This window comes from Rhodococcus sp. EPR-157 (genome assembly GCF_001647195.1).
GTDB lineage: Bacteria > Actinomycetota > Actinomycetes > Mycobacteriales > Mycobacteriaceae > Rhodococcoides.
Genome location: NZ_LVCV01000133.1, coordinates 1 through 26,790 on the forward strand (window position 1 = coordinate 1; position 26,790 = coordinate 26,790).

Genomic DNA, 26,790 nt, shown 5'->3' on the forward strand with positions numbered 1-26,790 from the left:
GCATCATCCGCAGACAATTCCGACAACACAAACACATCCAAAAACTCCGCGAACAACTCCGCGAACGAAACGAACCCCCACCCTTCTGACCGAGAGAGGGAGGCAGCAGCTTTCAGTGCTCGATGTCAGGCGTCGAGCCCTGAATCCTGTCGATTTCGGATCGTACCGCGGCATGTTGGGAATCTTGCAATGCTGCCGCGACCGCAACGCGAGAGGCAACTTCCTGGAACAGATTGAGCGTGAACCCCAACGCGGTCGGGCCCGCTCAGATTCCTGTGGGCGGCCTCAATTCCTCGACACCAGTGACCGTACGAAGAACATCAGGTTCGCCGGTCGCTCGGCGAGACGACGCATGAAGTATCCGTACCACTGATTGCCGTACGGGACGTACACACGCAGCTGCTTGCCGTCTGCGACGAGCCGCGCTTGCTCCGCGTCGCGGATACCGTACAGCATCTGATACTCGTAGCTCGACACGTCACGGCCAGCTGCCCGGGCGAATCGGTCTGCGGCGTCGATCATTTCGGGATCGTGCGAGGCAACCATCGGATAGCCGTCACCCTCCATGAGGATTCGCAGGCACCGGACGTACGAGTCGCTGACGTCTACCGGCTTCTGAAACGCGACGGATGCCGACTCGTTGTATGCGCCCTTGCACAAACGAATTCGCGACCGCGGACCGGAAAACTCGCGGCAGTCCTCCTCGGTGCGTTTCAGATACGCCTGCAGGACCGTACCGAGATCGGGGAAGTCGGCCCGAAGCTCGCGGACGATCGACAGCGTGGAATCAGTCGTGGTGTGGTCCTCGGCATCGACCGTCACCCACACGCCCACCTGCTCGGCCTTCGCGCAGATGATCCGCGCATTCGCCAACGCCAGCGATCTGTCGATTCCTTGCCCCAGCGCCGACAGCTTCAGCGACACCTCCAGCGAACGAGGGGCCGCGTCCATCGTCGAGTACGACTGCAGCAGAGACAAATAGGCGTCGACGGTCCTGTGCGCCTGGGCCGCGTCCACCGTGTCCTCGCCGAGATAGTCGACGGAGACGAATCGACCGGAATTCACCAATGTCAGCACCGCGGCTACGGCGTCGGGCTCGGATTCCCCCGCGACGAAACGGTCGACGAGCTTCCTGGTGACGCGCATCCTGCTCATCGCGCCCTCGAGCCGAGGTGACCGAGCGGCAGCGAGCAGCGCAGGCCGCAGCGGGTTGTTGAGCACAGTCGTCATTCCGATCCCTCGCCGTCCTGGTGCGGGTAGCGGTGCGCGGTCGGCGCCACGAAGGTTTCTTTGACGGTACGAGCCGACGCCCAGCGAAGCAGGTTCTGCGGCGAACCCGCTTTGTCATTGGTGCCCGACGCCCGGGCGCCCCCGAACGGCTGCTGGCCGACGACGGCACCGGTGGGCTTGTCGTTGATGTAGAAGTTGCCCGCCGCGAAGCGCAGTGCTTTGTGCGCCGCATCGACTGCACCACGATCGGTCGCGATGACCGCGCCGGTGAGCGCATACTTCGATCCGGCGTCGACCTGCTTCAACACCTCCGCGTACGACCCCGGTACCGAATCGTCGTAGACATGAACCGCGAGAATAGGTCCGAAGTACTCGGTGTTGAATGCCTCGTCGCTGGGATCGTCTCCGAGAAGGACTGTGGGGGAGACGAAATAGCCCTCGGAGTCGTCGCACGTTCCACCGGTCGCGACCGTGAGGCTCGACGTCGACTTCGCCCGATCGAGCGCGGCCGCGTTGCGATCGAACGCACGCTGGTCGATGACGGCGCCGCCGTAGTTGGACAGATCGGTCACGTCGCCGTACTTCAGCTGTGAGACCTGCTCGATGAACGGATCGCCCATCTTCGCCCACACGGACTTCGGTACGAACGCCCGCGACGCCGCTGAGCACTTCTGTCCCTGGTAGTCGAACGCGCCGCGAATGAGCGCAGTCGTCAACACCTCGGGATCCGCCGAACCGTGTGCGACGACGAAGTCCTTGCCACCGGTTTCGCCGACGAGCCGGGGGTAGGCATCGTAGTTGGCGATGTTGTTGCCGACCTCGCGCCACAGGCGCTGGAACGTGGGAGTGGAACCCGTGAAATGAATTCCCGCCAAACGTGAATCGGCCAGCGCAACCTCGGAGACGAGCGGACCGTCGCCGAGCACGAGGTTGATGACTCCGGGCGGGAGACCGGCTTCTTCGAGCAACTGCATTGTCAGGTACGCGGCGACGGCCTGCGTCGGCGACGGCTTCCACAACACCGTATTGCCCATCAGGGCAGGCGCGGTCGGCAGGTTGCCCGCAATCGCGGTGAAGTTGAACGGCGTGATCGCGTAGACGAATCCTTCCAGCGGCCGGTACTCGACGCGATTCCAGACGCCGGGCGAGGACACTGGCTGATCCGCGAGTATCTGCCGGGCGAACGCGACATTGAATCGCCAGAAGTCGATGAGCTCACACGGCGCGTCGATCTCGGCCTGATACGCGGACTTCGACTGTCCGAGCATGGTGGCGGCTGCGATCTTCTCGCGCCACGGACCTGCCAACAGATCTGCGGCGCGAAGGAACACGGCGGCGCGGTCGTCGAACGGGAGCTCCCGCCACGCAGGAGCCGCTGCGGCAGCCGATTCGATGGCGTCGCGTACGTCGTCGTGCGTCGCATTGGAAAAGCTGCCGATGACGGACGAGTGCCGATGTGGTTGGACGACGTTCTCACGAGGCCCGCCGGCAGTGCGATGGACACCGCCGATGACCTGGTGAATTTCGGTCGGATTGGACTGCAGCGAGTCGAGCTGCGTCCGGAGCCGGCTTCGCTCGGGGCTACCTGGCGCGTACGAGTTGACTGCTTCGTTGATCGGGGCTGGTACCGAGGTGACGGCGTCCACGGCGGTCCTCCTTCTTCGATGGTGTTGGTGGCCATTGAAGTCGGATTCGTCGCGCTTGTATACTTCCGATCGGCCAAAGAGAATGGGGCTATATTGGTCAGATGAACGAACGCGTTCCGCTGCAGACGCTGCTACGCGCGCTTCAGGGTGCCTTCGTCGAGGTGCTGTCGACGCCCGAGGACCGTGATGTCTCGGTCGGGACGGTGACGCTCATGGATGCGGATGATCTCGCCGGCGCGACGACATGGGCTGATCTGTGTCTTGTGGTCGGCGTTCCCGACAACGATGCCGTCGCATGGATGGACGAGCTGGCGCTGCGTCGCCTCGAGGAACGCCCGCGGGTGGTGATGGTCAAGAAGGCGTCGATCGAGATGCATCACGCAGCTCGCGTCGGCCGAATCGCCCTTGTGACGGTGCATCCTCAAACCCGTTGGGAGCGAATGCTGTCGATGATTCGGAGCGTCCTCGACCACACGGTTCAACGCGCGGAGGTCGACGACACCGGCCTCTACGACACCGACCTCTACGGGCTTGCACACACGATCGCATCGCTCACCAAGGGAATGGTGAGCATCGAGGATGCACGCTCGCACGTTCTTGCGTATTCGGCGACCGACGACGCAGCCGACGAGTTGCGGACGCTGTCGATTCTCGGTCGCGAAGGTCCGACCGACTACCTTCGGCGCCTCAACGAATGGGGAGTCTTCGATCGAATCAGGCGTAGTGACGACGTCGTGGAGGTACCCGCCGACGAGACGCTGGGAATCCGCCGTCGCCTCGTCGTCGGAATTCGATCCATCCCCGACGCTGCGGGCGCAGCGACCACTCTCGGAGCGATCTGGGTTCAGGAAGGGCAACGGCCCATCGACGCCGACGCCGACGCGGTCCTGCGCGGCGCGGCGGCTGTTGCGGCCAGACTCATCAAGAGGGTCCTCGACGCCCCCACCAACGAGGCAGTGCAGATCCAACGGCTTCTGGGCGGACGCGGCGGCGGCGTCGATGTCCCGTCACTGGCTGCGGCACTGTCGATTTCGTCGTCCGGTCCAGCTTCGGTGATCGGATTCGCCGGTATGGGCGATGGGGCGATCGCCGACCATGCCGCTTCTATCAGACTGCACGCCAGCGCATTTCATCGAAGTTCGCTGGCCACTGCAATGGGCGAGCGGATCTACGTGCTGTTCCCAGGGGAAATTTCGTCACGATCGCTCGAATTCTGGACGCGCGATGCCATCGGCCGGATCGAGAAGCGCACGGGTACGGCGCTGCGAGCTGCGCTCGTATCGCCGGTTGCAGCGCTCGACGACGTCGCCGCAGCGCGATTCGAAGTGGACCGGGTGCTGGATCGGACGGTCGGCACCAACAGGGTCACCACGCTTGCCGAGTCGAGAACGTCTGTGTTGCTCGGTGAAATCATCGAACTCGTCGGCAATCACGAGCACCTTCACGATCCCCGCATCGAGAATCTTCGTCGGTACGACGCCGACAACGCATCGACGATGACCGAGAGCTTGAGGGTGTACCTCGCGCATTTCGGCGACGTACGAGGTGCAGCAGACGAGCTGCAAGTTCACCCGAACACGTTGCGGTACCGGATGAAGCGGGTCGAAGACATACTCGGCACAGATCTGAAGGACCCGGACGATCGGGTGCTGCTCGAGCTTCAGCTGCGGGTGTTCAGCCGGTGATGCCGGTCGTCAACAGTGCGGCCAGCTCGGCGTACGCCTGCGAATCGTCGAGACCTGTCCGTTCGGCCACTTCCCTCGTCTGAATACGCGCCATCGTCGACGCTGCGATATCGGCGACGAATGCAGCATGCACGCTGCGCACTTCCCCGGAGGTGGCACCGTCGTCGATCAGTTCTTGGACGCGTTTCGCGGCGAATGCCGTGTTCTGCTCGTACACCTCGCGTGTAGGCGCGAACGCGGCCAGGTCGTCCATGAACTGCCGTGACGCAGGCTCCAACGCAACCCCTACCGCGGACAGGTATGCCGTGAGACGGTCGGCGAATCCGTCGATCCCGAAGATGGACGCCTCCACCCGGTCGGTTGCACCGCGGAAGAAGTGGACGGTTGCAGCCCGAACCAGCTGTTCCTTGCTTCCGGCGAGTGTGTAGAGCGTCGATTTGCTGCAGTGCAGGCGTGCGGCAATGTCGTCGAGAGTGAGGTGTGCAAAACCCTGCGACAGCAACAGCTCGACCAGTTGGTCGAAGAGTTCGGCGCGGCGGGCCGTCGCATGGGCTGCGGTCATACGCCAGACAGTACTGGATACAGTACTGTGGAGAGAACGTCAGTACTGTGAGGAGTCTTGAAGTGCCTGTCGACCGTCTGCTTCCCACCGAGGAAGCCCGTGACCTGATCCAGCTCACCCGCGATGTCGCGGACAAGGTGCTCGACCCCATCGTCGACGAGCACGAGAAGAACGAGACCTACCCCGACGGGGTGTTCGGCACACTCGGCGACGCCGGTCTGCTCAGCCTGCCGTTCCCCGAAGAATGGGGTGGCGGCGGTCAGCCGTACGAGGTCTACCTGCAGGTTCTCGAAGAACTCGCTGCGCGCTGGGCGGCCGTCGCGGTCGCTGTGAGTGTGCACAGCCTCGCGTGTTCGCCGTTGCTCGCCTTCGGCACCGAGGAACAGAAGCAGCGGTGGCTTCCGGACATGCTCGGCGGTAGCCTCATCGGCGCCTACAGTCTGTCCGAGCCGCAGGCCGGTTCCGATGCCGCTGCGCTGACCTGCAAGGCAACTCCGAAAGAGGACGGCTACGTCGTCAACGGTGCCAAGGCCTGGATCACTCATGGCGGCATCGCTGACTTCTACAACCTGTTCGCCCGCACCGGCGAGGGCTCGAAGGGTGTGTCCTGCTTCCTGGTCCCCAAGGATCAGCAGGGTCTGTCCTTCGGCAAACCGGAAGAGAAGATGGGTCTGCACGCGGTGCCCACTACCTCGGCAAGCTATGACGACGCGTTCGTCTCAGGCGAGCGTCGCCTCGGAGCCGAGGGGCAGGGGCTGCAGATCGCGTTCAGTGCGCTCGACTCCGGGCGGCTCGGCATCGCAGCTGTGGCAGTCGGGATCGCTCAGGCAGCGCTCGACGACGCCGTCGCATATGCGAACGAGCGCACGACCTTCGGCAAGAAGATCGTCGACCATCAGGGGCTCGGTTTCCTGCTCGCGGACATGGCGGCGGCCGTCGACTCGGCACGAGCTACCTACATCGATGCCGCTCGCCGACGCGACGCCGGCCTCGACTATTCGCGCGGCGCATCCGTCGCGAAGCTCGTCGCAACCGACGCCGCGATGAAGGTGACCACCGACGCGGTGCAGGTCTTCGGTGGCTACGGCTACACCCGGGACTTCCGCGTCGAGCGGTACATGCGTGACGCGAAGATCACGCAGATCTTCGAGGGCACCAACCAGATCCAACGGCTCGTGATTGCGCGTAGCCTGCGTACGTGACCGACATCTCCGTAGAGACGCCCGCCGGACCGATCGATGCCGTGCTCGAACTGCCCGACGCCTTTGGCCCGGGTGTGGTGATCGTGCACGATGCGTTCGGTCTCACCGCCGACACACGCAACATAGCCCGGCGATTCGCCGACAAGGGCTACGTCGCGCTCGCTCCCGATCTGTACACCCGTGGTGGCGTCCGCAAGTGCGTGACGGGCGTGTTCCGGGCGCTGCTGGGTCAACGCGGCGTCGCTATCGATGACCTACTTGCTGCCCGTGACTTCCTCGCCGAGCACCCCAACGTCACCGGCAAGGTGGGAATCGTCGGATTCTGTATGGGTGGGGGATTCGCTCTGCTGCTCTCGCCCAAGGGTTTCGGTGCCAGCGCGCCGTTCTACGGCATCACCCCGAGGCATGTCGAGGACGCTCTCGAAGGAGCATGCCCCATCGTCGCGTCGTATGGAAAGAACGATCCGTCGCTGATCGGTGCGGGAAAGAAGATCGAAAAGGTGCTGTCCGCGAAAGGGATTGCACACGATGTGAAGACCTACCCGGGGGCGAGTCACAGTTTCGCCAACGCACTGCCGTCAGGGCCCGCAGGTGCATTCGTCCGCATCACCGGCATGGGATGGCGCGGCGAGCAGGCCGAGGATGCGTTCGCGCGGGTGTTCGAGTTCTTCGGTGAACATTTGCGCTAGTGAAGCTCGGGGATCGTCTGCTTCCCGCCTTTGAGCCAGCGGTTCGGTAGTCGTCCGACAAGCTCGCCCAGCGGATTGACGGCCTGCGCGAGGATCTCGGCCGTGTCCTGCAGAATGTCGATGCTGGCGCCCATGCGCTCGAGATTGGGGGCCAACTGAGCGAGGGTCTGCGACAGGGTGACCAGCTGATCCAGTGGACCGTCCTTGGCAGTCAACCGCTCGATCGCGCCCCCTTCGGACAGCAGCTGCTCGAGCAGGCCGCCCTCCTGGATGGCGCGCTCGATGATGCCGTCCTCTCGCGTCAGAAGCTCGAGCGGACCGTCCTTGGCGGTGAGCCGTTCGAGCGGCCCGTCGACAGCGGTGATGCGGTCGAGGAGGCCGCCCTCGGCGAGCAACCGTTCGAGCGGGCCGTCCTCGGCGAGCAATCGTTCGAGGGGGCCGTTGGTGGCGGTGATGCGGTCGACCGGACCGCCGGCCGAGAGTAGCCGCTCGAGGGTTCCCTCCTCGGAGGTCAACCGATCGACGACGCCACCGGGCGCGAGCAGTCGGTCGAGAGGCCCGCCTTCACGGAGGGCGTTGCCGAGCGCGCGATCGTCCGATGTGAGCTGCCCGAGCTGGGCGAGCAGCTGCATCGTCCCGCCCTTGGGGTTGGTGAGGGTTGCGATGTTGGCAGGTGTGGCGGCACCGCTTTCGAGGGCGAACCGGGTGGTCGAAAGTATGGCCCCCGACACCTCGATGGCCGTTTCGGCGATGGCGATCCCGGCGCGAGCGGGCAGTGTGATCGCGGACACCCAGTTCATGAAAGTAACTGTAACCGCTCGACCACTCAGTGCAGTAGCTTCAGCCCGACAACGCAGCCGACGATGCCCATGAGCAGCGCGACCTTGATCCACGACGCGGTCTCGTCGCCGGTGATCATCGCGTATGCGACGGTGAGCGTCGCGCCGATGCCGACCCACACCGCGTACGCGGTTCCGATGGGGAGGGTCCGCATCGCGACTGCGAGTCCGCCCATGCTGGCGACGAGGGCGACCGCGAAGACGGTCGTCGGGACGGGTCGTGAGAAGCCGTCGGACTTGCCGAGGGCCGTCGCCCAGACTGCTTCGAGGATGCCGGAAATTACGAGAACGATCCAAGCCATGAGAAAACACTCCCATGCACCGTCTTGTCGCTGGCCGGGTACGGTGCGCTCGTCCGTTAGTCATCGAGACTGGTACTAGGGTACCACTTCCTAGTGGCACGCTTGAGTGCACCCTGAGGCACTCAACCGCGCCAGTGCGGCGGAGCCGCACAGGAAACTCACAGCGACAGTGCAGGAATCCCGCAGGCGCCGGGGCGATGATGTACCTGTGAGCGAAACACCCGAGGCGCGCGTACTGATCGTCGACGACGAACCGACCATTCTCGAACTGCTGTCGGTCAGCCTTCGTTTCCAAGGTTTCGACGTCCAGACGGCATCGTCAGGTCCGGAAGGTCTCGACAAGGCGAAGTCCTTCCGCCCCGAAGCCGTGATCCTGGACGTCATGATGCCCGGCATGGACGGGTTCGGACTGCTCCGACGCCTGCGTGCCGACGGCATCGACGCGCCCGCGCTCTTCCTCACTGCACGTGATTCGGTCGAGGACAAGGTCACCGGCCTGACTCTCGGCGCCGACGACTACGTGACCAAGCCGTTCAGCCTCGAGGAGGTCGTCGCCCGCCTGCGGGTGATCCTGCGGCGCTCGGGCAAGACGGAGGAAACCGCACCGTCGCGAATATCGTTCGCGGACATCGACCTCGACGACGACACGCACGAGGTGTGGAAGGCCGGCGAGCCGGTGTCGCTGTCACCCACCGAGTTCACGTTGCTTCGCTACTTCATGGTCAACGCTGGAACGGTCTTGAGCAAGCCGCGCATCCTCGACCACGTATGGCACTACGACTTCGGCGGCGAGGTCGGCGTCGTCGAGTCCTACGTCTCGTACCTGCGTCGCAAGGTCGACACCGGGGAGACCAGGTTGATCCACACCCTGCGGGGAGTCGGCTACGTCATGCGGCAGCCGCGGTGAGGTTACTGCCCGTACTCAAGGGTGTTCCGCTGCGCTTCACTCTCGTCGCAGCGCTGCTTCTGCTCGTCGCCGCGGGATTGCTGGCTTCCGGTCTCGCCGTGACCTCGGCGCTGGAGAGTTCGTTGATCCAACGCGTCGACAAGAGTCTGCTCGACGCCTCGCGCGGCTGGGCCGAACCGCGGACGATGCCGCCTCCCGCGCCTCTCGAGACGCGACGCCCACCCAGTGACTTCTATGTGAAGACGACCAACGCTGCCGGCGAGGTGGAATTCGAGGAAGATGCGAACTCCGACCGACCCGACGTCGACGGCATCGACACGTCGAAGCCCACCTCCGTCGGATCGACGGACGGCGGCAACACCGAGTGGCGGGTACTGACCGTCACCAATTCCGAAGGCACGACGCTGGTCGCGCAGAGTTTGACGCCCACCCAGATCACCGTCGACCGTCTCATCGGCCTTCAGCTGGTCATCGGCGCGATCGTCCTCGCAGTGCTCGCGATTCTCGCGTACTTCGTCGTGCGTCGCAGTCTGCGACCACTGGTCGAAGTGGAGGAAACTGCTGCTGCAATCGCGGCGGGTGACCTGCACGAGCGAATACCCGAACGCAGCTCCAGAACCGAAATCGGCAAACTTTCGATTGCGCTGAACGGCATGCTGTCTCAGATTCAGCGTGCCTTCGCGGCGAGCGAGGCATCGGAGGATGCGGCACGCGCGTCGGAGAACAGGATGCGACGTTTCGTCGCGGATGCCAGCCACGAACTACGAACACCGCTGACCACCATCCGAGGTTTCGCCGAACTGTATCGGCAGGGTGCGATGACGGATATGACGCTGTTGATGAACCGTATCGAAGGTGAGTCCGCGCGCATGGGTCTGCTCGTCGAGGACTTGTTGATGTTGGCGCGGTTGGATGCGCAGCGCCCGCTCGAGAGGCGGCCGGTGGATGTACTCGCAATTGCCGCCGATGCAGTTCACGACGCCAAAGCCATTGCCATCGAACGCGACATCGCGCTGAAAGTATCTCCCGGACCCGGCATTCCCGAAGTGGTGGGCGACGACGCGCGGCTTCGTCAGGTGCTGGCCAATCTCGTCGGAAATGCCATCAGACACACCCCGGCGGACGCCTCCATCACCGTGTGTGTGGCAACCACCGATTCGACTGTTGTGCTGGAGGTTCGAGACACCGGACCCGGGTTGGACCCCGAGGAAGCCCAGCACGTATTCGAGAGGTTCTACCGAGCCGACTCCTCACGCACGCGCGAAAGCGGTGGCAGCGGACTGGGTTTGTCGATCGTCGCCGCCCTTGTCGCTGCGCACGACGGAACCGTGACGGTCGACAGCGTCCCCGGCGAAGGCGCAACGTTCCGCGTGGAGCTTCCTCGCGCCATCTAGCTCGTGGACGCTGTGCGTCGGCAAGCAAGCACGACGAGCGCTCCCACGATCGACGCCGCCGTCGTGAACAGCACGGCGCTGTTCCACCCCTCGACCAGTCCTGCGGTCGACGGTGTACCGACAGGTACGGCCAGCACCGCCACGACCGTCACGCCGACGGCCGATCCGACATAGCGGGCTGTGTTGTTCGCGCCGCTCCCCATACCTGCTCGCCCGTCCGGAACGCTGGCGACTGCCTCCCGTCCCAGCGCGGCGTTGACGACTCCGCTCGCGACGCCCGCGATCAACAGGCCGGGAATCAGCCGCGTCCAGGTGGAATCCTCCGACAGACCGAGCAGAAAGAGCTGCCCAACAGCAACTCCGAGCATTCCGACTGCCAGTTGCGTGCCGCCGGAGACGCGCGGAGGGATACGACGGGCGAGAAGCGCGGTGACGACGGACGTCCCCGACCACGCGAACAGCAGCAATGCCGCGCCCAGAGCGTCGATTCCGTACGCGTTCCCGAGGAACCCGGACATGAACGACATCAAGGCGATGATCCCCGCGCCCGTCATCAGTGCTGCGAACGTCGCGGCTACGAAGGCGGGTTGTGTGAACAGCTTCATGTCCAACATCGCTGACTCACCGCGGTATTCGACGATCACGAAGATTGCCAGCAGCAGCGCCGAGGCACCGAACAATCCGATCGGCAACGGCTGTGACCATCCTTGCCTGCCCTCGACCAATGCTGCCAACAATGCGCTGACGCCGAGGCCGAGAAGAAGTGCGCCCGCCGGGTCGAGTCCGCGTGGGGAATCGGTCCTGGACTCGTCGACGCGTCGGTGTGCAGCGTATGCAAGCGCGACGCCGGCTACCGCCAGCAACCAGTAGGCATCGCGCCACGTCGCGATCCGATCCAGACTCGCTGACACTAGGGGGCCCAGCGCGATGCCTGCGCCGAGGCTCGCGCCCCAGATGCCGCTGGCGCGGGCGCGCAGCGGACCGACGGGGTGGGTGTGCGCGATGATCCCGAGGCTGGACGCGACGAGGGCGGCACCGCCGAGGCCCTGCAGGACTCGGGCGACGACGAAGATCAGTGTGTTGGGTGCGACGGCGCAGCCGATGGATCCGGCGGCGAGGACCATCGCGCCGAGGACGAACGATCGTCGACGCCCGAAGTCGTCGGACACCGTCCCCGCCGTCAGCAGCGCTGCACCGAGCCCGATGCTCATCGAGCTGAGAATCCACGTAGTCCCCGCCGCATCGCTGCCGAGTGTGGACGCAGTCGAGTTGATTGTCGCGAGTGGAGCGGTGAATGCGACGAGGGTGAGTAGGGTGCCGAGCGCCGCAATCGTCAGTGACGGCCGGTGCATGTGTGCGAAAACCGATCAGGCAGGCACGTTGTCGGCGTAGCCCAGCTCGGTGAGCGCCGCCTTGATCTTCGACGCCGCCTCGTCCTGAGATTCTGCCGATGGGCTCGGATCGGCGCCGGAGATGTCGAAGTTGCCCATCTGGTACGCAGGGAAGACGTGCAGGTGCAGGTGCGGAACCTCCAAGCCGGCGATCAGGAAGCCCGCTCGCGGGGCATCGAACCCTTTGACGACGGCCTGCCCGATCTTCTGGGCCACGGCGGTCAGCTTGCCGAAGACTGCGCCGTCGACGTCCTGCCACTGGTCGATCTCCTCGCGCGGGACGATCAAGGTGTGGCCTGGAGTGACCGGAGCGATCGTCAGAAACCCGACGACGTCCTCGTCCTCCCACACGAATCGTCCCGGAATCTCGCCGCTGATGATCTTGCTGAAGACGGAAGCCATGAGGAAAGAGTATGCCCCGGGCCGCACCCAGGAAACTGCCAGCATGGACGCAGGACCGTCGCAGGTAGGGGCACCAATCTTGAGCCATGACATCGAACTCGCTACTGAAAGCAGGCGGCCGCCGGACCGGCTCGCGCTCCGGCAACACGGCCACGCTCGAGGTGGTCATTCCGGTCTACAACGAGGAGGCCGACCTCGAGCAGTGCATTCGCCGACTTCACGCCCACCTCGACGACAACATTCCTCTTCAGTCGCAGATCACCATCGCCGACAACGCGAGCACCGACGGCACCCTTGCTGTCGCGCAGCGACTGGCCGCGGAGATCGACGGCGTTCGGGTGCATCACCTCGAGGAGAAGGGGCGGGGACGGGCACTGAAGGCCGTCTGGCTCGCCTCCGATGCCGACGTCGTCGCGTACATGGACGTCGACCTCTCCACCGACCTCAACGCGCTCATGCCGCTGATCGCCCCTCTGATGTCGGGACACTCCGACCTCGCGATCGGTTCGCGGCTCGCTCGCTCGTCGCGCGTCGTCCGTGGCGCGAAGCGTGAGTTCATCTCCCGCAGCTACAACCTGATTCTGCGTGCCTCGCTTCAGGCACGGTTCTCCGACGCCCAGTGCGGCTTCAAAGCGATGCGCACCGATGTCGCCCGTGAACTCCTGCCGCTCGTGCAGGACACCGGCTGGTTCTTCGACACCGAACTGCTCGTCATCGCGGAGAAGGCCGGCCTGCGTATTCACGAGGTGCCGGTCGATTGGGTCGACGACCCGGACAGCAGCGTCAACATCGTCGACACCGCGGTCAAGGATCTTCAAGGGTGCTGGCGCGTCGGGCGCGCACTTGCCACGGGTGAACTGCCCGTCGCTGAACTACGCAGAAGTCTGGGACGGGAGCCGCTCGTGGCCGGAGTACCGCACGGGATGGTCGGACAGTTGGTCCGATTCGGCATCGTCGGGATCGCCAGCACCATCGCGTACGCGTTGCTCTATCTGATTCTGCAACCGACGGTCGGAGCGCAGGCCGCGAACTTCCTGGGGCTGCTCATCACTGCAGTGCTGAACACTGCAGCGAACCGGGCGTTCACCTTCGGAGTCCGGGGTTCGCAAGACGCGGGCAAGCACCAAATGCAGGGCTTGATCGTGTTCGGATTCGCGCTGCTCATCACCAGTGGTTCGCTCGTGGTCCTCCATGCAGTGTTGCCGGACGCGTCGCACCATATCGAACTCGCTGTGCTCGTCGTCGCCAATCTCGTTGCCACAGTGTGTCGATTCGTGGCTCTCCGCTGGGTGTTCCGGAACAAAGAGGAATTGCCGCTGTGACGACATTGATGGAACGGCAGTCCGAAGCCGCAGCACCCGCACCGCGCAGCAACAGGAAGTGGGAATGGATAGGACTCGCAGCGCTACTCGTCGGGACGGCCGTCGCATATATCTGGGGCCTCGGTGCTTCGGGTTGGGCCAATTCGTTCTACTCCGCTGCAGTGCAGGCTGGTTCGGTGTCGTGGAAGGCATTCTTCTTCGGATCGTCCGACGCGGCCAACTCGATCACCGTCGACAAGCCGCCGATGTCGCTCTGGCTGATGTCGCTGTCGGTTCGAATCTTCGGACTGAGTTCATGGGCGATGCTGATTCCGCAGGCGTTGCTGGGCGTCGGGTCCGTTGCGTTGCTGTGGGCGACGATCAAGCGTCAATTCGGAGCTCCAGCAGGGCTTCTCGCGGGCCTCGCACTGGCCCTCACTCCCGTTGCCGCACTGATGTTCCGCTTCGACAACCCCGACGCCTTGCTCGTACTCCTCATGATCGCTGCAGTATGGGCCTCCATGCGAGCCGTCGAGGACGGGCGAACCCGCTGGCTGGTACTCACCGGGGTACTCGTCGGGTTCGGGTTCCTGACCAAGCAGCTGCAGGTCATGCTGGTCATCCCGCCGATCGCGATGATGTACCTCTTCGCGGGTCCGCCGAAGTTGTCGAAGCGCCTCGTGCAACTGGTCGCCTCGCTGGGAGCTGCGATCGTGGCGGCCGGTTGGTGGCTGCTGGCCGTCGAGCTGTGGCCCGCATCGTCGCGGCCGTGGATCGGTGGAACGCAGAACAACTCGATCCTCGAACTGACACTCGGCTACAACGGCCTCGGTCGCCTGAACGGTGACGAAACCGGCAGCGTCACGCCGGGCGGTGGCGGCCGCGGCGCGGCAGAAGGTATGGCCGACGGAATGGGCGCGGGCGGCCCGGGGATGGGCGGCAGCATGTGGGGCGAAACCGGCATCGGCCGCCTGTTCGACGCCTCCCAGGGCGGCCAGATCGCCTGGCTGATTCCGTCGGCGCTGATTCTGTTGGTGCTCGGTGTGGTGTTGCGTGGACGGGTTGCTCGCACCGATCCGCAACGCGCCGCATTGGCCGTGTGGGGTCTGTGGCTGCTCGTCACCGGGTTGGTGTTCAGCTTCATGGCCGGCATCTTCCACTCGTACTACACAGTTGCCCTCGCGCCAGCTGTTGCGGCGCTGATCGGCGCAGGCAGCGTGCTGGCCTGGCGTCACCGTGATCGGTACTGGGTGCGCATCGGCCTTGCCGTGGCGACGATCGCCGCGGTCGCAATGGCATGGGTTCTGCTGGGTCGCAGCGCCGATTTCGTTCCGTGGCTGCGCTGGACGGTGCTCGTCGTCGGAGTGATCGGTGCAGTTCTTCTCCTGATCCCGGCAATGACACGCGGCAAGCTCGCTGTCGCCACGGTCCTGGCAGTGATGTTCGCAGGCTTGGCCGGTCCGACGGCCTATGCCGTCGACACGATCGACACTCCGCACACCGGTTCCATCGTCTCGGCGGGACCGTCGACACGAATGGGTCCCGGGATGGGAGGTATGCCCGGTGGTGGACGTATGCCGGACGGTCAGGGCGCACCCGGTCGGATGCCTACCGCACCCGGCGGCGGCGCACCTGGTGCAGACGGGCCAATGGGTGGCGGTATGGGTGGCGCGGCTGGGGGACTGCTCAGTGGCAGCGAACCCACCGAAGCGATCACCTCGTTGCTGGAGGCCGACGCAGACTCGTACACCTGGGTTGCCGCCGCGATCGGCTCCAACAGTGCCTCCGGGTACCAGCTCGCGACCGAGGAACCCGTCATGCCGATCGGTGGCTTCAACGGCACCGACCCGTCACCGACGTTGGAGCAGTTCCAGGAGTACGTGAAACAGGGAGAGATCCACTACTTCATCGCCGGCGGATCGATGGGCGGTAGCAGTGAGGGCACGTCCGCCGAGATCTCGGAGTGGGTCACCGCGAATTACTCGCCGATCACGGTCGACGGAGTCACGATGTACGACCTGAGCTGACCCAGTGTTTCATCGCGACGGGTCTTTGCCGATAGTCTGATGCACTGTGCGCGTACTCGTCATAGGTTCAGGTGCTCGTGAGCACGCCCTCCTTCTTGCGTTGAGCAAGGACCCGTCGGTCAGCACGCTGCTGGTGGCCCCCGGGAATGCAGGCACGGCGAAGCTCGCCGAGCAGCATCCCGTCGACGTCGCGTCCGGCGACGCCGTCACCGAGCTGGCACGCAAGCTCGAAGCGGACCTGGTGATCATCGGACCCGAGGTTCCTCTCGTGCTCGGCGTCGCCGATTCGCTCCGGGAGGCGGGCATCGCCACGTTCGGTCCGTCGGCCGCCGCAGCTCGCATCGAGGGCTCGAAAGCGTTCGCCAAGGACGTCATGGCCGCGGCGGGTGTGCGCACAGCGCACAGCGAGATCGTCGACACACCGGCCAAGCTCGACGAGGCCCTCGACCGATTCGGGCCGAACTGGGTCGTCAAGGACGACGGTCTCGCCGCAGGCAAGGGCGTCGTGGTCACCACCGATCGCTTGGCAGCACGCGACCATGCCGCCGAACTTCTCGAAACCGGTCACCCCGTACTGCTCGAGTCGTTCCTCGACGGACCCGAGGTATCGCTGTTCTGCCTCGTCGACGGCGAGACCGTCGTTCCGCTCCTCCCCGCGCAGGACCACAAGCGCGTCGGCGATGGCGACACCGGACCGAACACCGGCGGCATGGGCGCGTACACCCCGTTGCCGTGGCTACCGGCCGAGGTCGTCGCACAGATCGTCCGCGAGGTGGTCGAGCCCGTCGCAGCCGAGATGGTCAAGCGTTCCTGCCCGTTCTCCGGGCTGCTCTACGCAGGGCTCGCGATCGGCGCGCAGGGCCCAGCCGTGGTCGAATTCAACTGCCGCTTCGGCGATCCGGAGACGCAGGCAGTGTTGGCGCTGCTCGAGTCTCCACTCGGAGAAGCACTGCATGCCACCGCTACCGGAACGCTGAGTTCGCTCGCGCCGCTGCAGTGGAAAGACGGCGCGGCCGTGACCGTCGTCCTCGCCGCAGAGAACTACCCCGGTCGTCCGCGCACCGGTGATGTGATCATCGGTGCCGATGCCGACGGTGTGCTGCACGCAGGAACGGCGCTGAAGGACGGTGCAGTGGTCTCGGCCGGTGGAAGGGTACTCAGCGTCGTGGGTGTCGGTTCGGATCTCTCTGCCGCGCGGGCGGATGCATATTTCAAGATCGAGCCGATCCGCTTGCCTGGCAGCCACTTCCGCACCGACATCGGGTTGGCGGCCGTGGAAGGTCGCATTTCGCTGTAGGACCCGTGAATTTTGCTCCATTCTTCGGCGATATTTACGGGATCCCGTAAATATCGCCGAAGAATGGAGCTCTATGCACGCCTGTTCTTCCTACGACGCCGCACTACGTCGGCGATCTGGTCGGCAACCTGATCCACATTTCTGTAGACGCTCGCCGCGGAGAACCGCAGTACCAACCAATCGCTGAGAAGCATCCAGTTCTGACGGACGCGGTCGTTGTCGAAGGCAAACGGTGCGCTGTGGAACTTTCGTCCATCGATCTCGACGTCGACGCGGGCCCGATAGCAGACAAGGTCACCGACGTAGTGGCCGATGCGAGCGTTGATCTCCATCCGAATACCTCTCGCCAACAGGGCGCGGGCGACGAGACGCTCCGGCTCCGACAGTGTCCCTGGGCAGCACAACAGCAGCTGTCGACGGACTTCGGTCATCCCCTTCATCTTCTTGGCCACGTCGCACTGGTCCGCTACCGCCCGCCACGACACCTTTGTCCCGATGTTCCGGTCGAAGAATTGCTCCAATTCGAGACCGCTGAGTGTCGATGCGACATCGACGAAGCACTGTGTCACCGAGACAACTGGAAGTCCGTGGCGTTCGGTCGCCGCCACCGTTCGACGGTGAAGGGTCAGCCACTCTGCACCACCGGCTCGGACCGAACGAGGGACGGTTGCGTGAACGATCGAGGGGATGTCGTCCAGTAGATCCCACAGATATGCCGCAGTTGCGTGGCTCAGCACCGCATCTTCTCGCCAGAGGTGAACCGCCGCACAGAGCTCGATGTAGCTGGGTTCCGGGTCGGAATACACACCGGGCAACAGCCTGACCAGCGCGCCGCTGCGAAGTCGCCGCGTCAGACTCGATCGCGCAATCCCGGCTTCCTCCAGCTGCACACGTGTGTAGACCCCCATACCGAGAACAATGCTCGGACTTCACGCCCCTTGGGGGCCCGAAACGACATCTGTGGATAACTCAGCGCCTGTGGATGAATGTCATCGGAGATCGAGGCGTTCGATGCGAGCCTGGGCGCGGATGTCGTCGGGGGAGATCGAGGCGAGCGCATCGAGGAAGGCCACCGCGAACGACCCGGGGCCCGACGAGTTGCGTTGTGCCAGTTCGGATGCAACAGCGACATGCGTGTGCGCGGCGGTGAGGCCGAGCAACGAGGTCGGCGTCACGGCGAGGTAGGCCGCCGCGAGCCCGCCGAGTGCACATCCCGTCGCCGTCACCTTGGTCAACAGTGGACTGCCGCCCAGCACGCGTACTCCGACAGCGCCTGATTCGCCACGCCCAACTATGTAGTCGATCGCGCCCGAGGCCGAGACCACCTGCGCGAACTCGAGGAGCGCCACCGCAGCGGGGAGCGCGCCTTCCGAATCCGAGGAACTGTCGACGCCTCGTCCGAAGTTGCCGAGCCCGGCGAGCGCGATGATCTCCGATGCATTGCCTCTGATGGCTGTCGGGTGCTGGGCCAGGAGACCTGCTGCGAGCTCCGTTCGCCATGGCAGACCGCCGACACCCACCGGATCGAGAACCCACGGTGTGCCCGACGTCGTTGCCGATTCGGCGGCGAGGGTGAACGCCGCCGCAGTGCCGTCGTCCGGAGTGCCGAGGTTGACCAGGACTGCGGACGCTACCGCCGCGAATCCAGCGGCCTCGTGGACGTTGTCGATGTGGGCGTTGCTCGCTCCTGCTGCGAGCAGAACATTGGTCACGAAAGTCGCGGACACCACGTTCGTCAGTGACTGAACCAGTGGCGTCGACGACCGCAGTGCGTCGAGCGCGTCGGCGACGTCGTTCGCAGTCGGATGCGGCGTGGGCAATGTTGCGTCGGGCATCGTTCCAGTGTTCCACGCTCCGATAGCCTCGACAGAGTGGTCACCGAGTGGAACAGAGCAGCCTCCAACAGAGCAGCGTCGAACAGGTCCAGGATCGAACCGTTCCATGTGATGGACGTGTTCAAAGCTGCTGCGGTACGCAACCGCACCCACGGGGATGTGTTGTCGCTTGCGGCAGGTCAACCGTCGACCTCGGCTCCGGCGCCGGTTCTGCAGGCCACGAGAGATGCTCTCGACGCGCACCTGCTCGGCTATACCGAGACTCTGGGCATCCTGCCACTTCGGCAGGTGATCGCTCGCTATCACTCGGAGGAATCGGGGGTCGACGTCACCGCGGACGACGTAGTGGTCACTACCGGGTCCTCGGGCGCGTTCACGCTGCTTTTTCTCGCTGCGTTCGACGTGGGCGATACCGTCGTCATGGCGAGGCCCGGTTATCCGGCATATCGGAATACGTTGGCTGCGTTGGGTTGTCGAGTGGTCGAACTCGACTGCGGCACCGAGTCGCGATTCCAGCCGACCGTACGGATGCTCGACGCCTTGCCGGAACCGCCGAAGGGACTGATCATCGCCAGCCCGGCAAACCCGACCGGCACCATCATCGACGCGGACGAGCTCGCCGCGATCGCGCGCTGGTGCGAGACCAACGGCACCCTGTTGATCTCCGAAGAGATCTACCATGGAATCTCCTACGGCGACAATCAGAACAGTGGCGCGGAGACGTCGAGTGCGTGGGAGACGTCGAAGCGCTCGGTAGTGATCGGCTCTGTATCGAAGTACTTCTCGATGACGGGTTGGCGGCTCGGCTGGATGCTGCTGCCGCAGCACCTGCACCGTGCCGTGGAACGGCTCGCGTCGAACATGACGGTGTGCCCGCCCGCGATCTCACAGGTCGCGGCCATCGCGGCATTCACCGAGGAATCACGGGCGGAACTCGAAAGCCACGTTCGCCGATACGCCGTCAACCGCCAGCTCCTGCTCGACGGACTGATCGCCGCCGGTGTCACCGATCTCGCACCTGCCGACGGGGCGTTCTACGCGTATGCCGACATAGGACATCTGACGCAGGACTCGCGTGCCTGGTGCGAACATGTACTCGCTACGACGGGCGTCGCCCTTGCTCCCGGCGTCGATTTCGACACCGTGCACGGGCACCACACGGTGCGGTTCTCGTTCGCAGGGTCGACGGCCGACATCCGGGAAGCGCTGGTAAGGCTAGGGCCGGTACTGGTTTCCCCGGAGCGCGACAGCAAGTAGCTACGCGCCTCCCAGCCGCGCCAGCGCTTCTTCGATATCGGCTTCCGACACGTCTCGGTGCGTGACGAACCGAGTCCTGCCGGTGACCGTGACGGCTGCGATCCCGAGTGTCGCCAATTCGGCGACGGTCAACGGGCCGTCGGCTCGCACGATGTTCGTCTGCGGCTGTTCGACGCTCCAGCCGCGCTCGCGCAAGCCGTCGGCCAGCAGTCGTGCATTGGCATGATCGTCGGCAAGTGAATCGACGTTGTCCAGGGCGAGCAACCCTGCAGCAGCGAGGATCCCGCCTTGCCTGACGCCTCCGCCGAGCATCTTGCGGATCCGTCTGGCCTCGGTGATGCGGCTGCTGTCGCTTGCCAACATCGATCCGACAGGTGCACCGAGGCCCTTGCTCAGGCACACCTGAACGGTGTCCGCGCCTCGGGTCAGATCCGACACCGGGACACCCAACGCGACCGCGGCGTTCCACACCCTCGCACCGTCGAGGTGCACCAGCAGATTCGCCTCCCGGGCCGCGCCGAGCAAACCGTTCCACTCGGCCACGTCGAATACGGCTCCGCCGGCGAAGTTGTGGGTGTTCTCCAGGCACAGCAGCGTGGTCGACAGTGTGAAATACGGGCCGGCGCCAGCGGCTGCTACGACGGCGGACGGCGTCGGACGGCCAGGTCCGGCGTCGTGGGGGAGCACCTGCGGCATGCCCTGCGCGAGCCACGCGGCGGTCCCGAGTTCGGAGCCGAGGACGTGTGCATGCTCCGGCGCGAGGAAGGCGTCGCCGCGCCGCAGGTGGATCATCAGCGCAATGATGTTGCCCATCGAGCCGCTGGGAACCCACAGGGCGGCGTCGTAGCCGAGGTTGGCCGCCACCCGCTCCTCCAGCGCCGCCATCGTCGGGTCTCGGTCGAGAACGTCGTCACCGACCTCGGCGTCTGCCATCGCCTTCCGCATCGCGGCATCGGGGCGGGTGACGGTATCCGAGCGAAGATCGATTGTTCGAGTGTTCATATAGTTCACGATTCCACACGGGTGAAAGGGCCGTTTACCTCAGACGAATCGACCCGGGCTGGCACCATAGTTCGAATGTCAACAGGATCGGCCGACTCGCCTACCAAGGTGTCGGGCGCGACTCCGAAGGGGGAGCGCCGACGGCATGCTTTGGCATGCGCGGCAGCGGATCTGCTGGTCGAGGGCGGTTTCGACGCCGTCAGGCATCGAGCTGTCGCAACGAGGGCCGGACTGCCCTTGGCCTCCACGACCTACTATTTCGAGTCTCTCGACGACCTCATCGCCTGTGCTGTCGAGGTGCTCGGAAACCGTGAGCTCGTGGTCATGCGTGGGCGCATCGACGAACTGCAGGACCTGGCACACGATGTGGAGTCGACGGCGCTGTTGATCGTCGATCTGTTGATCGGCCCCGAGGACGGCCAGGGCGAGGGACGGGAAAAGCTCATCGCGCGCTACGAGCGGTTCATCGCGTCCGCACGGCATCCGCAATTGCGCGAGGTCCAGCTGCGACTGCGCGCGCAGATCGACGACCTCTTGACGGACGTGTTGCGTCGATCGGGCCGGATCGTGGAGGAGCAACAACTGCGCAGGCTCGTCGCGGTCGTCGACGGTGCCGTCGTGGGTGCGCTCGGCGAGGTCGATCCGGCGCCGCGGGCCATGGCGAAGAGCATGCTGCTCGAAGTGTTGGACGTCGTCGCGCCGGCCCAGTCGTACGGCACGTAAACTGGATACCTGTGACCATTCCGAATGTCCTTGCCACCCGTTATGCAAGCCCCGAGCTGGTGGACCTGTGGTCTCCGGAACACAAGATCGTCCTCGAACGCCAGCTGTGGATCGCGGTCCTGAAAGCGCAGTCCAGCCTGGGCGTCGATGTGCCTTCCGGTGCTGTGGCCGACTACGAACGAGTCATCGATCAGGTCGACCTCGCATCGATCGCCGAGCGCGAGCGGGTGACCCGCCACGACGTCAAAGCGCGGATCGAGGAGTTCAACGCGCTCGCGGGCCACGAGCACATCCACAAGGGACTGACGAGCCGTGACCTGACCGAGAATGTCGAGCAACTGCAGATCGTGCGGTCGCTCGAACACGTGCACGCACACGGCGTCGCCGTCGCTGCCCGGTTGGCCGAACGCGCCGCCGAGTACTCCTCGCTGGTCATGGCCGGACGTAGCCACAACGTCGCGGCGCAGGCGACGACGCTCGGCAAGCGGTTCGCCTCGGCGGCGGACGAACTGTTGCTCGCGTTGGCGCGGCTGCAGGAACTCATCGCGCGTTACCCGCTCCGCGGAATCAAGGGCCCGATGGGTACCGCACAGGACATGCTCGACCTGTTCGACGGTGACTCGGCCAAGCTCACCGCACTCGAGCGAATTGTCGCCGATCACCTCGGTTTCCGTCACGTGCTCACCAGCGTCGGCCAGGTGTACCCGCGCTCGCTCGATCACGAGGTCGTCTCCGCGCTGGTCCAGGTCGGTGCCGGGCCGTCGTCGTTTGCGCATACCGTTCGCCTGATGGCCGGTCACGAGTTGGTGACCGAAGGCTTCCAGGCCGGTCAGGTCGGATCCTCGGCGATGCCACACAAGATGAACACCCGCTCGTGTGAACGAGTCAACGGTCTTCAGGTCATTCTCCGCGGGTACGGATCGATGGCAGCAGAACTCGCGGGCGCCCAGTGGAACGAGGGCGACGTGTTCTGCTCGGTCGTCCGGCGCGTCGCACTTCCCGACGCCTTCTTCGCGATCGACGGCATGATCGAGACGTTCCTGACCGTCCTCGACGAGTTCGGTGCCTACCCGGCTGTGATCGCGAAGGAACTGCAGCGCTACCTGCCCTTCCTCGCGACGACGAAGGTGTTGATGGCATCGGTGCGCGCGGGAGTCGGCCGCGAGACCGCGCACGAGGCCATCAAGGAGCATGCAGTCGCTGTTGCACTGGCGATGCGCGAGCAGGGCCAGGAACCGGATTTGCTCGACAGGCTCGCAGCAGACGAGCGCATCCCGCTCGACCGCGCCGGACTCGACGCGGCACTGGCCGACAAGTCGGCGTTCATCGGCTCGGCCGAGGCGCAGGTCGCAGCCGTCGTGTCGGAGGTCGAGACGCTCGTCAGCCAGTTCCCGTCGGGGGCAAAGTACAGGCCGTCGCCGATTCTCTGACCTGTGTGAGCAGGGTCCTCACCCGCGGATGCGAAGCACCTCAGGCAACGTCGCTACCGAGTCGATGACATGACTCGGCTGCAGCCCGAATTCCTGTTTCGCGCGGCGGTCGAGAACGTCCTGCTGAAACTTTCCGGTTCGGACGAGTACTCCGGTCATGCCGACGACCTGGGCGGCGAGAACATCGTTGTCCAGGTCGTCGCCGACCATCACCACATCCACCGGGTCGACTCCCATTCGCTCGGCCGCGGCCTGAAAGCCGAGTGGCGCAGGCTTTCCGATGGCCCTCGCCTTGTGCCCGGACGCCTTCTCCATTCCGGCGAGATACATGCCGGTGTCGATTCGCAATCCGGCTCCGGTCGTCCACATCAGGCTGCGGTGCATGGCGACGACGGGGATCCCGCGGCACAGCCAGTCGTAGACGCGACTGAGGCGCTCATGGGTGAACTCGGGCCCCGCGCCGCCGACGACGACGACGTCCGGGTCGTCACCTGTCTCCTCGACGAACTCGATCCCTGGCATATCGCGCGCGATATCGCCGTTGTTGATGAGCACCGTCTTCGCCCCCGGATACGTTTCGCGCAGATAGTCGGCGGTGAGCGATGCGGCCGTGACGATTTCGTCGGCGTGCACGGGCATGCCCATTTCGGTCAGCGCGTCGGCGATCTGGGAGCGGGTCTTGGATGTGGTGTTGGTCAGAAATGCCCGCGCGATGTCTTTGCTGGCGAGGAACTCGAGCGTCTCTGCGGCCCCCGGCACAGGCTTCCACGACGTGACCAGTACGCCGTCGATGTCGAAGAGAACGCCTCCCAATATGCCCATGGGCAGACCTTAGTCGTGGGCCACCGGTGACGCAGTGCAGCCTTAGACTCGGGCGGGAGTGCAGCCTGCGGAATGACCAGAATTAGGGTCTACATATGAATCCGTACACGATATTTGCCGAGATCATCGCCGGGAACGCCGAATCCAGCCTGGTGTACGAGGACGAGATGGCTGTCGCGTTCATGGACATCAGACCGTTCACGCGTGGCCACGTTCTCGTCGTGCCGCGACAGCAAGCCCGCAGCCTGTCCGAACTCGATCCCGACACCGGAGGCCACCTGTTCGTCGTGGGGCAGAAGATCGCAGCTGCGCTCCGTGCCACCGACCCGCGGTGCGCTGGAGTCAACTTCTTCCTCGCCGACGGGGAAGTAGCGGGCCAGGAGATCTTCCACGTCCATCTTCACGTGATTCCGAGGACGACGGGCGACGGTTTCGGTTTGCGCGCGAGGCCGACGTCCCCGCGGCGGGAGGAACTCGACGCGAAGGCGGCGGAACTCGGTGCTGCCCTGCGTCAGTAGAACAACGAACACGACCGTACCGATCGGTCTGCGAAATCGTTCGCAACGAACCTATTTGCTATTAGGTTTGCATGCCCTAAGCTTGCGTCGAACTAAGGGTGTCTTAACGTGAGCGACGATCAAGGTGGGCAATGTCTAGCAATTTCGACGAAGAAACGGACATCGTTGGGGTCGGTTTCGGACCGTCCAACCTCGGGCTGGCCGTTGCGCTCGAGGAGCACAATCGAACCGTCTCGGCAGGTGAGCAGCTGACTGCGCGATTCATCGAAAAGCAGCCGGAATTCAGATGGCATCCGGGAATGTTGTTGCCTGGCACGACCATGCAGATCTCGTTCTTGAAGGATCTCGCGACGCAGCGAAATGCTGCGAGCGAGTACACGTTCCTGAACTACCTCGCACATCGCGGGCGGCTCACACACTTCATCAACTTGCAGACCTTCTTTCCATCGCGCCTCGAGTTCCACGACTACCTGGAGTGGGCGGCAGACAAGGTCGACGCCGACGTTCTCTACGGCACCCGCGCAACGGGCGTGATCTGGAACGGAACCCAGTTCGAGGTCACCACCGACTCGGGTGACGTCCTTCGCGCTCGCAACGTCGTCCTTGCGGGCGGACTCACCGCGAAGCTGCCCGACGGCGTTGCGGCCAGCACACGACTGTTTCACAACCACCGAGTACTCGAGCACCTCGACGAGCTGCCGGAAGTGCAGCAGCGGTCGTTCGCCGTCGTCGGGGCCGGCCAAAGTGCCGCCGAGGTCGTCGCGCATCTGCACGAGCAGTACCCGGACTCCGAGGTACACGCTGTCTTCGGCAAGTACGGTTACAGCCCAGCCGACGACAGCCCATACGCCAACCGAGTGTTCGATCCCGAAGCCGTGGACGACTTCTACCAGTCGACTCCCGAGCTTCGTGAGCAGTTGATCAACTATCACCGCAGCACCAATTACTCTGCCGTCGACCTCCCGCTGATCGAGGAGCTCTACGAACGCGAGTACAACGAACGCGTCACCGGGAAGCGGCGTCTGTTCGTACACGGTGCGTCCGAGATCGCCGAGCTGAATGAAATCGCGGAAGGCGTGAAGGTGTCGATCCGGCATCGTCCGACCGGCTCCGTCGAGCAGATCCTTTGCGATGCAGTCGTGTTCGCGACCGGATTCCGCACTCTCGACCTGCCCGCAATCCTCGGTCCGCTGGCAGCGGAGTTCACGTTCAACTCCGACGGCACTCCGGAACTCGAGCGTGACTACCGGCTGCGTACCACCGGTGACATCCGCGGTGGCGTGTACCTGCAGGGCGGCACCGAGCACTCACACGGCCTCACGTCGTCGTTGCTGTCGAACATCGCAGTTCGCTCCGGCGAACTCGTCGATTCGCTGTACACGCACAAGATGGCCGATTCAGTTCTCGCCGGCTGATCACGCGAACTTTTCGAGAGGAAAAGGAATCACTGTGCGCATCATCACTTTCGGTTACCAGACCTGGGGACACCGGACCTTGTCGGCGCTGCTCGGGGGCAAGCACGAAGTTGTGCTGGCCGTGACGCACCCGCCGAGCGACCACCCGTACGAGCAGATGTGGAACGACTCGGTCGAAGATCTGGCTCGGGACAACGGAATTCCCGTCGTACTGGCCAAGAAGCCCGATCAGGCGTTGATCGATGCCGTCCGTGACGCGGACGCCGATATCATCGTCGCGAACAACTGGCGGACGTGGTTGCCGAAGGATATCTACGACGCGCCGCGATTCGGGACGCTCAACATCCACGATTCGTTGTTGCCGAAGTATGCGGGCTTCTCGCCGCTGATCTGGGCACTCATCAACGGCGAGACACACGTCGGCGTGACGGCGCACCTGATGGACGATTCGCTCGACACCGGGCCGATCGTCGCGCAGCAGGCAGTGTCGGTGGGAGCGAAGGACACCACGGCGGACCTGTTCCACCGAACTGTTGACATCATCGAGCCTCTGGTTCTGCATGCGCTCGACAAGATTTCGTCCGGGTCGGTCGAGCGAGTCGAGCAGGATCTCTCGCAGGCCACGTATTTTCACAAGCGTTCCGACGACGAGAGCCACATCGACTTCACGTGGCCTGCCGACGCCATCGAGCGACTCGTGCGAGCACAGTCCGATCCGTATCCCAATGCGTTTGCGATACACGAGGGGACACGACTGCGTGTGGTGCAGGCGTCGGTGTCGAACACGCGGTACGGCGGAACACCCGGCCGCATCACGATCGACGACGGCGACGGTGTCGCGGTCGTGTGTGGTCCGGATGCGTGGAAGGGCGGCAACCGTGCGCTCGTGATCGAGCGCGTCCGTCTCGAAGACG

25 protein-coding genes and 1 riboswitch are annotated in these 26,790 nt (G+C 64.5%); of the genes, 14 read left to right on the top strand and 11 right to left on the bottom strand.

Features of this window, described 5'->3' with window-relative positions:
• Nucleotides 1–285: 285 nt before the first annotated feature.
• Together A2J03_RS05275 and pruA are read right to left on the bottom strand one after the other, a co-directional pair.
• Nucleotides 286–1,230 (bottom strand): proline dehydrogenase family protein, encoded by a 945-nt coding sequence (locus A2J03_RS05275; RefSeq protein WP_068370481.1) that lies wholly within the window; start codon nucleotides 1,228–1,230, stop codon nucleotides 286–288.
• Nucleotides 1,227–2,876, bottom strand: coding sequence for an L-glutamate gamma-semialdehyde dehydrogenase (gene pruA / locus A2J03_RS05280; protein WP_068370482.1), 1,650 nt, complete (start codon nucleotides 2,874–2,876; stop codon nucleotides 1,227–1,229). Before pruA ends, A2J03_RS05275 begins: the two co-directional genes overlap by 4 nt.
• A gap of 101 nt (nucleotides 2,877–2,977) precedes the next feature.
• Between pruA and A2J03_RS05285 the strand changes: the two genes are divergently transcribed.
• The gene (locus tag A2J03_RS05285; RefSeq protein ID WP_068370483.1) at nucleotides 2,978–4,561 is read left to right on the top strand and encodes a PucR family transcriptional regulator; all 1,584 of its coding nucleotides are present in this window, start codon (nucleotides 2,978–2,980) and stop codon (nucleotides 4,559–4,561) included.
• Here the strand turns inward: A2J03_RS05285 and A2J03_RS05290 are convergent.
• Nucleotides 4,551–5,123, bottom strand: a complete 573-nt coding sequence (locus tag A2J03_RS05290) for a TetR/AcrR family transcriptional regulator (protein ID WP_068370484.1) — start codon at nucleotides 5,121–5,123, stop codon at nucleotides 4,551–4,553. The genes A2J03_RS05285 and A2J03_RS05290 overlap by 11 nt on opposite strands.
• A gap of 62 nt (nucleotides 5,124–5,185) precedes the next feature.
• Between A2J03_RS05290 and A2J03_RS05295 the strand changes: the two genes are divergently transcribed.
• Together A2J03_RS05295 and A2J03_RS05300 are read left to right on the top strand one after the other, a co-directional pair.
• Nucleotides 5,186–6,325 (top strand): acyl-CoA dehydrogenase family protein, encoded by a 1,140-nt coding sequence (locus tag A2J03_RS05295; protein ID WP_068370490.1) that lies wholly within the window; start codon nucleotides 5,186–5,188, stop codon nucleotides 6,323–6,325.
• Nucleotides 6,322–7,014: a dienelactone hydrolase family protein gene (locus tag A2J03_RS05300; protein WP_068370491.1), complete on the top strand. Its 693-nt coding sequence runs from the start codon at nucleotides 6,322–6,324 to the stop codon at nucleotides 7,012–7,014. Before A2J03_RS05295 ends, A2J03_RS05300 begins: the two co-directional genes overlap by 4 nt.
• Here the strand turns inward: A2J03_RS05300 and A2J03_RS05305 are convergent.
• Complete coding sequence (locus tag A2J03_RS05305; protein ID WP_068370492.1) at nucleotides 7,011–7,814, bottom strand: ABC transporter; 804 nt, start codon at nucleotides 7,812–7,814, stop codon at nucleotides 7,011–7,013. The genes A2J03_RS05300 and A2J03_RS05305 overlap by 4 nt on opposite strands.
• 26 nt (nucleotides 7,815–7,840) lie before the next feature.
• Entirely contained in the window at nucleotides 7,841–8,155 is a 315-nt protein-coding gene (locus A2J03_RS05310; RefSeq protein ID WP_068370493.1) for a DMT family transporter, read from the bottom strand.
• Nucleotides 8,156–8,168: 13 nt separating this feature from the next.
• Nucleotides 8,169–8,230, bottom strand: a riboswitch (guanidine-III (ykkC-III) riboswitch).
• A gap of 133 nt (nucleotides 8,231–8,363) precedes the next feature.
• On the opposite strand from A2J03_RS05310, the gene A2J03_RS05315 reads away from it, so the two are divergent.
• Complete coding sequence (locus tag A2J03_RS05315; protein WP_068370496.1) at nucleotides 8,364–9,062, top strand: response regulator transcription factor; 699 nt, start codon at nucleotides 8,364–8,366, stop codon at nucleotides 9,060–9,062.
• Nucleotides 9,063–9,067: 5 nt separating this feature from the next.
• Entirely contained in the window at nucleotides 9,068–10,456 is a 1,389-nt protein-coding gene (locus A2J03_RS05320; RefSeq protein WP_269455173.1) for a sensor histidine kinase, read from the top strand.
• Here the strand turns inward: A2J03_RS05320 and A2J03_RS05325 are convergent.
• Both A2J03_RS05325 and A2J03_RS05330 read right to left on the bottom strand, forming a co-directional pair.
• Complete coding sequence (locus A2J03_RS05325) at nucleotides 10,453–11,808, bottom strand: MFS transporter (RefSeq protein ID WP_068370500.1); 1,356 nt, start codon at nucleotides 11,806–11,808, stop codon at nucleotides 10,453–10,455. The two genes, A2J03_RS05320 and A2J03_RS05325, sit on opposite strands and share 4 nt — an antisense overlap.
• A gap of 15 nt (nucleotides 11,809–11,823) precedes the next feature.
• Nucleotides 11,824–12,249 (bottom strand): HIT family protein, encoded by a 426-nt coding sequence (locus A2J03_RS05330; RefSeq protein ID WP_068370502.1) that lies wholly within the window; start codon nucleotides 12,247–12,249, stop codon nucleotides 11,824–11,826.
• Between the two features lie 86 nt (nucleotides 12,250–12,335).
• Between A2J03_RS05330 and A2J03_RS05335 the strand changes: the two genes are divergently transcribed.
• From A2J03_RS05335 to purD, 3 genes are read left to right on the top strand one after another with little or no spacing between them, the layout of a single operon-like run.
• Nucleotides 12,336–13,571: a bifunctional glycosyltransferase family 2/GtrA family protein gene (locus tag A2J03_RS05335; RefSeq protein WP_068370506.1), complete on the top strand. Its 1,236-nt coding sequence runs from the start codon at nucleotides 12,336–12,338 to the stop codon at nucleotides 13,569–13,571.
• Nucleotides 13,568–15,577, top strand: coding sequence for a glycosyltransferase family 39 protein (locus A2J03_RS05340; protein WP_068370507.1), 2,010 nt, complete (start codon nucleotides 13,568–13,570; stop codon nucleotides 15,575–15,577). Before A2J03_RS05335 ends, A2J03_RS05340 begins: the two co-directional genes overlap by 4 nt.
• Nucleotides 15,578–15,623: 46 nt before the next feature.
• Nucleotides 15,624–16,874, top strand: a complete 1,251-nt coding sequence (purD, locus tag A2J03_RS05345; protein ID WP_068370509.1) for a phosphoribosylamine--glycine ligase — start codon at nucleotides 15,624–15,626, stop codon at nucleotides 16,872–16,874.
• A gap of 71 nt (nucleotides 16,875–16,945) precedes the next feature.
• Here the strand turns inward: purD and A2J03_RS05350 are convergent, their stop codons facing one another.
• Nucleotides 16,946–17,782, bottom strand: a complete 837-nt coding sequence (locus A2J03_RS05350) for a DUF559 domain-containing protein (RefSeq protein ID WP_068370511.1) — start codon at nucleotides 17,780–17,782, stop codon at nucleotides 16,946–16,948.
• An 81-nt stretch (nucleotides 17,783–17,863) separates the two neighbouring features.
• Entirely contained in the window at nucleotides 17,864–18,709 is an 846-nt protein-coding gene (gene thiM, locus A2J03_RS05355) for a hydroxyethylthiazole kinase (protein WP_068370513.1), read from the bottom strand.
• 111 nt (nucleotides 18,710–18,820) lie between these two features.
• Between thiM and A2J03_RS05360 the strand changes: the two genes are divergently transcribed.
• Nucleotides 18,821–19,966, top strand: coding sequence for an aminotransferase class I/II-fold pyridoxal phosphate-dependent enzyme (locus A2J03_RS05360; RefSeq protein WP_068370525.1), 1,146 nt, complete (start codon nucleotides 18,821–18,823; stop codon nucleotides 19,964–19,966).
• On the opposite strand, the gene A2J03_RS05365 is transcribed toward A2J03_RS05360, so the two are convergent.
• Entirely contained in the window at nucleotides 19,967–20,968 is a 1,002-nt protein-coding gene (locus A2J03_RS05365; protein WP_068370515.1) for a threonine aldolase family protein, read from the bottom strand.
• Between the two features lie 75 nt (nucleotides 20,969–21,043).
• Here A2J03_RS05365 and A2J03_RS05370 point away from each other — a divergent pair, with 75 nt between their 5' ends.
• Together A2J03_RS05370 and purB are read left to right on the top strand one after the other, a co-directional pair.
• A complete protein-coding gene (locus tag A2J03_RS05370) occupies nucleotides 21,044–21,691 on the top strand; it encodes a TetR/AcrR family transcriptional regulator (protein ID WP_197480628.1) in 648 nt (215 codons plus the stop codon).
• An 11-nt stretch (nucleotides 21,692–21,702) separates the two neighbouring features.
• The gene (gene purB, locus A2J03_RS05375; protein WP_068370517.1) at nucleotides 21,703–23,121 is read left to right on the top strand and encodes an adenylosuccinate lyase; all 1,419 of its coding nucleotides are present in this window, start codon (nucleotides 21,703–21,705) and stop codon (nucleotides 23,119–23,121) included.
• 18 nt (nucleotides 23,122–23,139) lie between these two features.
• Here purB and A2J03_RS05380 read toward each other — a convergent pair whose 3' ends face one another.
• Nucleotides 23,140–23,943: an HAD-IIA family hydrolase gene (locus A2J03_RS05380; protein ID WP_068370518.1), complete on the bottom strand. Its 804-nt coding sequence runs from the start codon at nucleotides 23,941–23,943 to the stop codon at nucleotides 23,140–23,142.
• A 95-nt stretch (nucleotides 23,944–24,038) separates the two neighbouring features.
• On the opposite strand from A2J03_RS05380, the gene A2J03_RS05385 reads away from it, so the two are divergent.
• From A2J03_RS05385 to A2J03_RS05395, 3 genes are all read left to right on the top strand, one after another.
• The gene (locus tag A2J03_RS05385) at nucleotides 24,039–24,461 is read left to right on the top strand and encodes an HIT family protein (RefSeq protein WP_068370520.1); all 423 of its coding nucleotides are present in this window, start codon (nucleotides 24,039–24,041) and stop codon (nucleotides 24,459–24,461) included.
• Nucleotides 24,462–24,592: 131 nt separating this feature from the next.
• Complete coding sequence (locus A2J03_RS05390; RefSeq protein WP_068370521.1) at nucleotides 24,593–25,876, top strand: lysine N(6)-hydroxylase/L-ornithine N(5)-oxygenase family protein; 1,284 nt, start codon at nucleotides 24,593–24,595, stop codon at nucleotides 25,874–25,876.
• A 34-nt stretch (nucleotides 25,877–25,910) separates the two neighbouring features.
• The coding region (locus A2J03_RS05395) for a methionyl-tRNA formyltransferase (protein ID WP_068370523.1) at nucleotides 25,911–26,790 on the top strand (880 nt) is incomplete at its 3' end.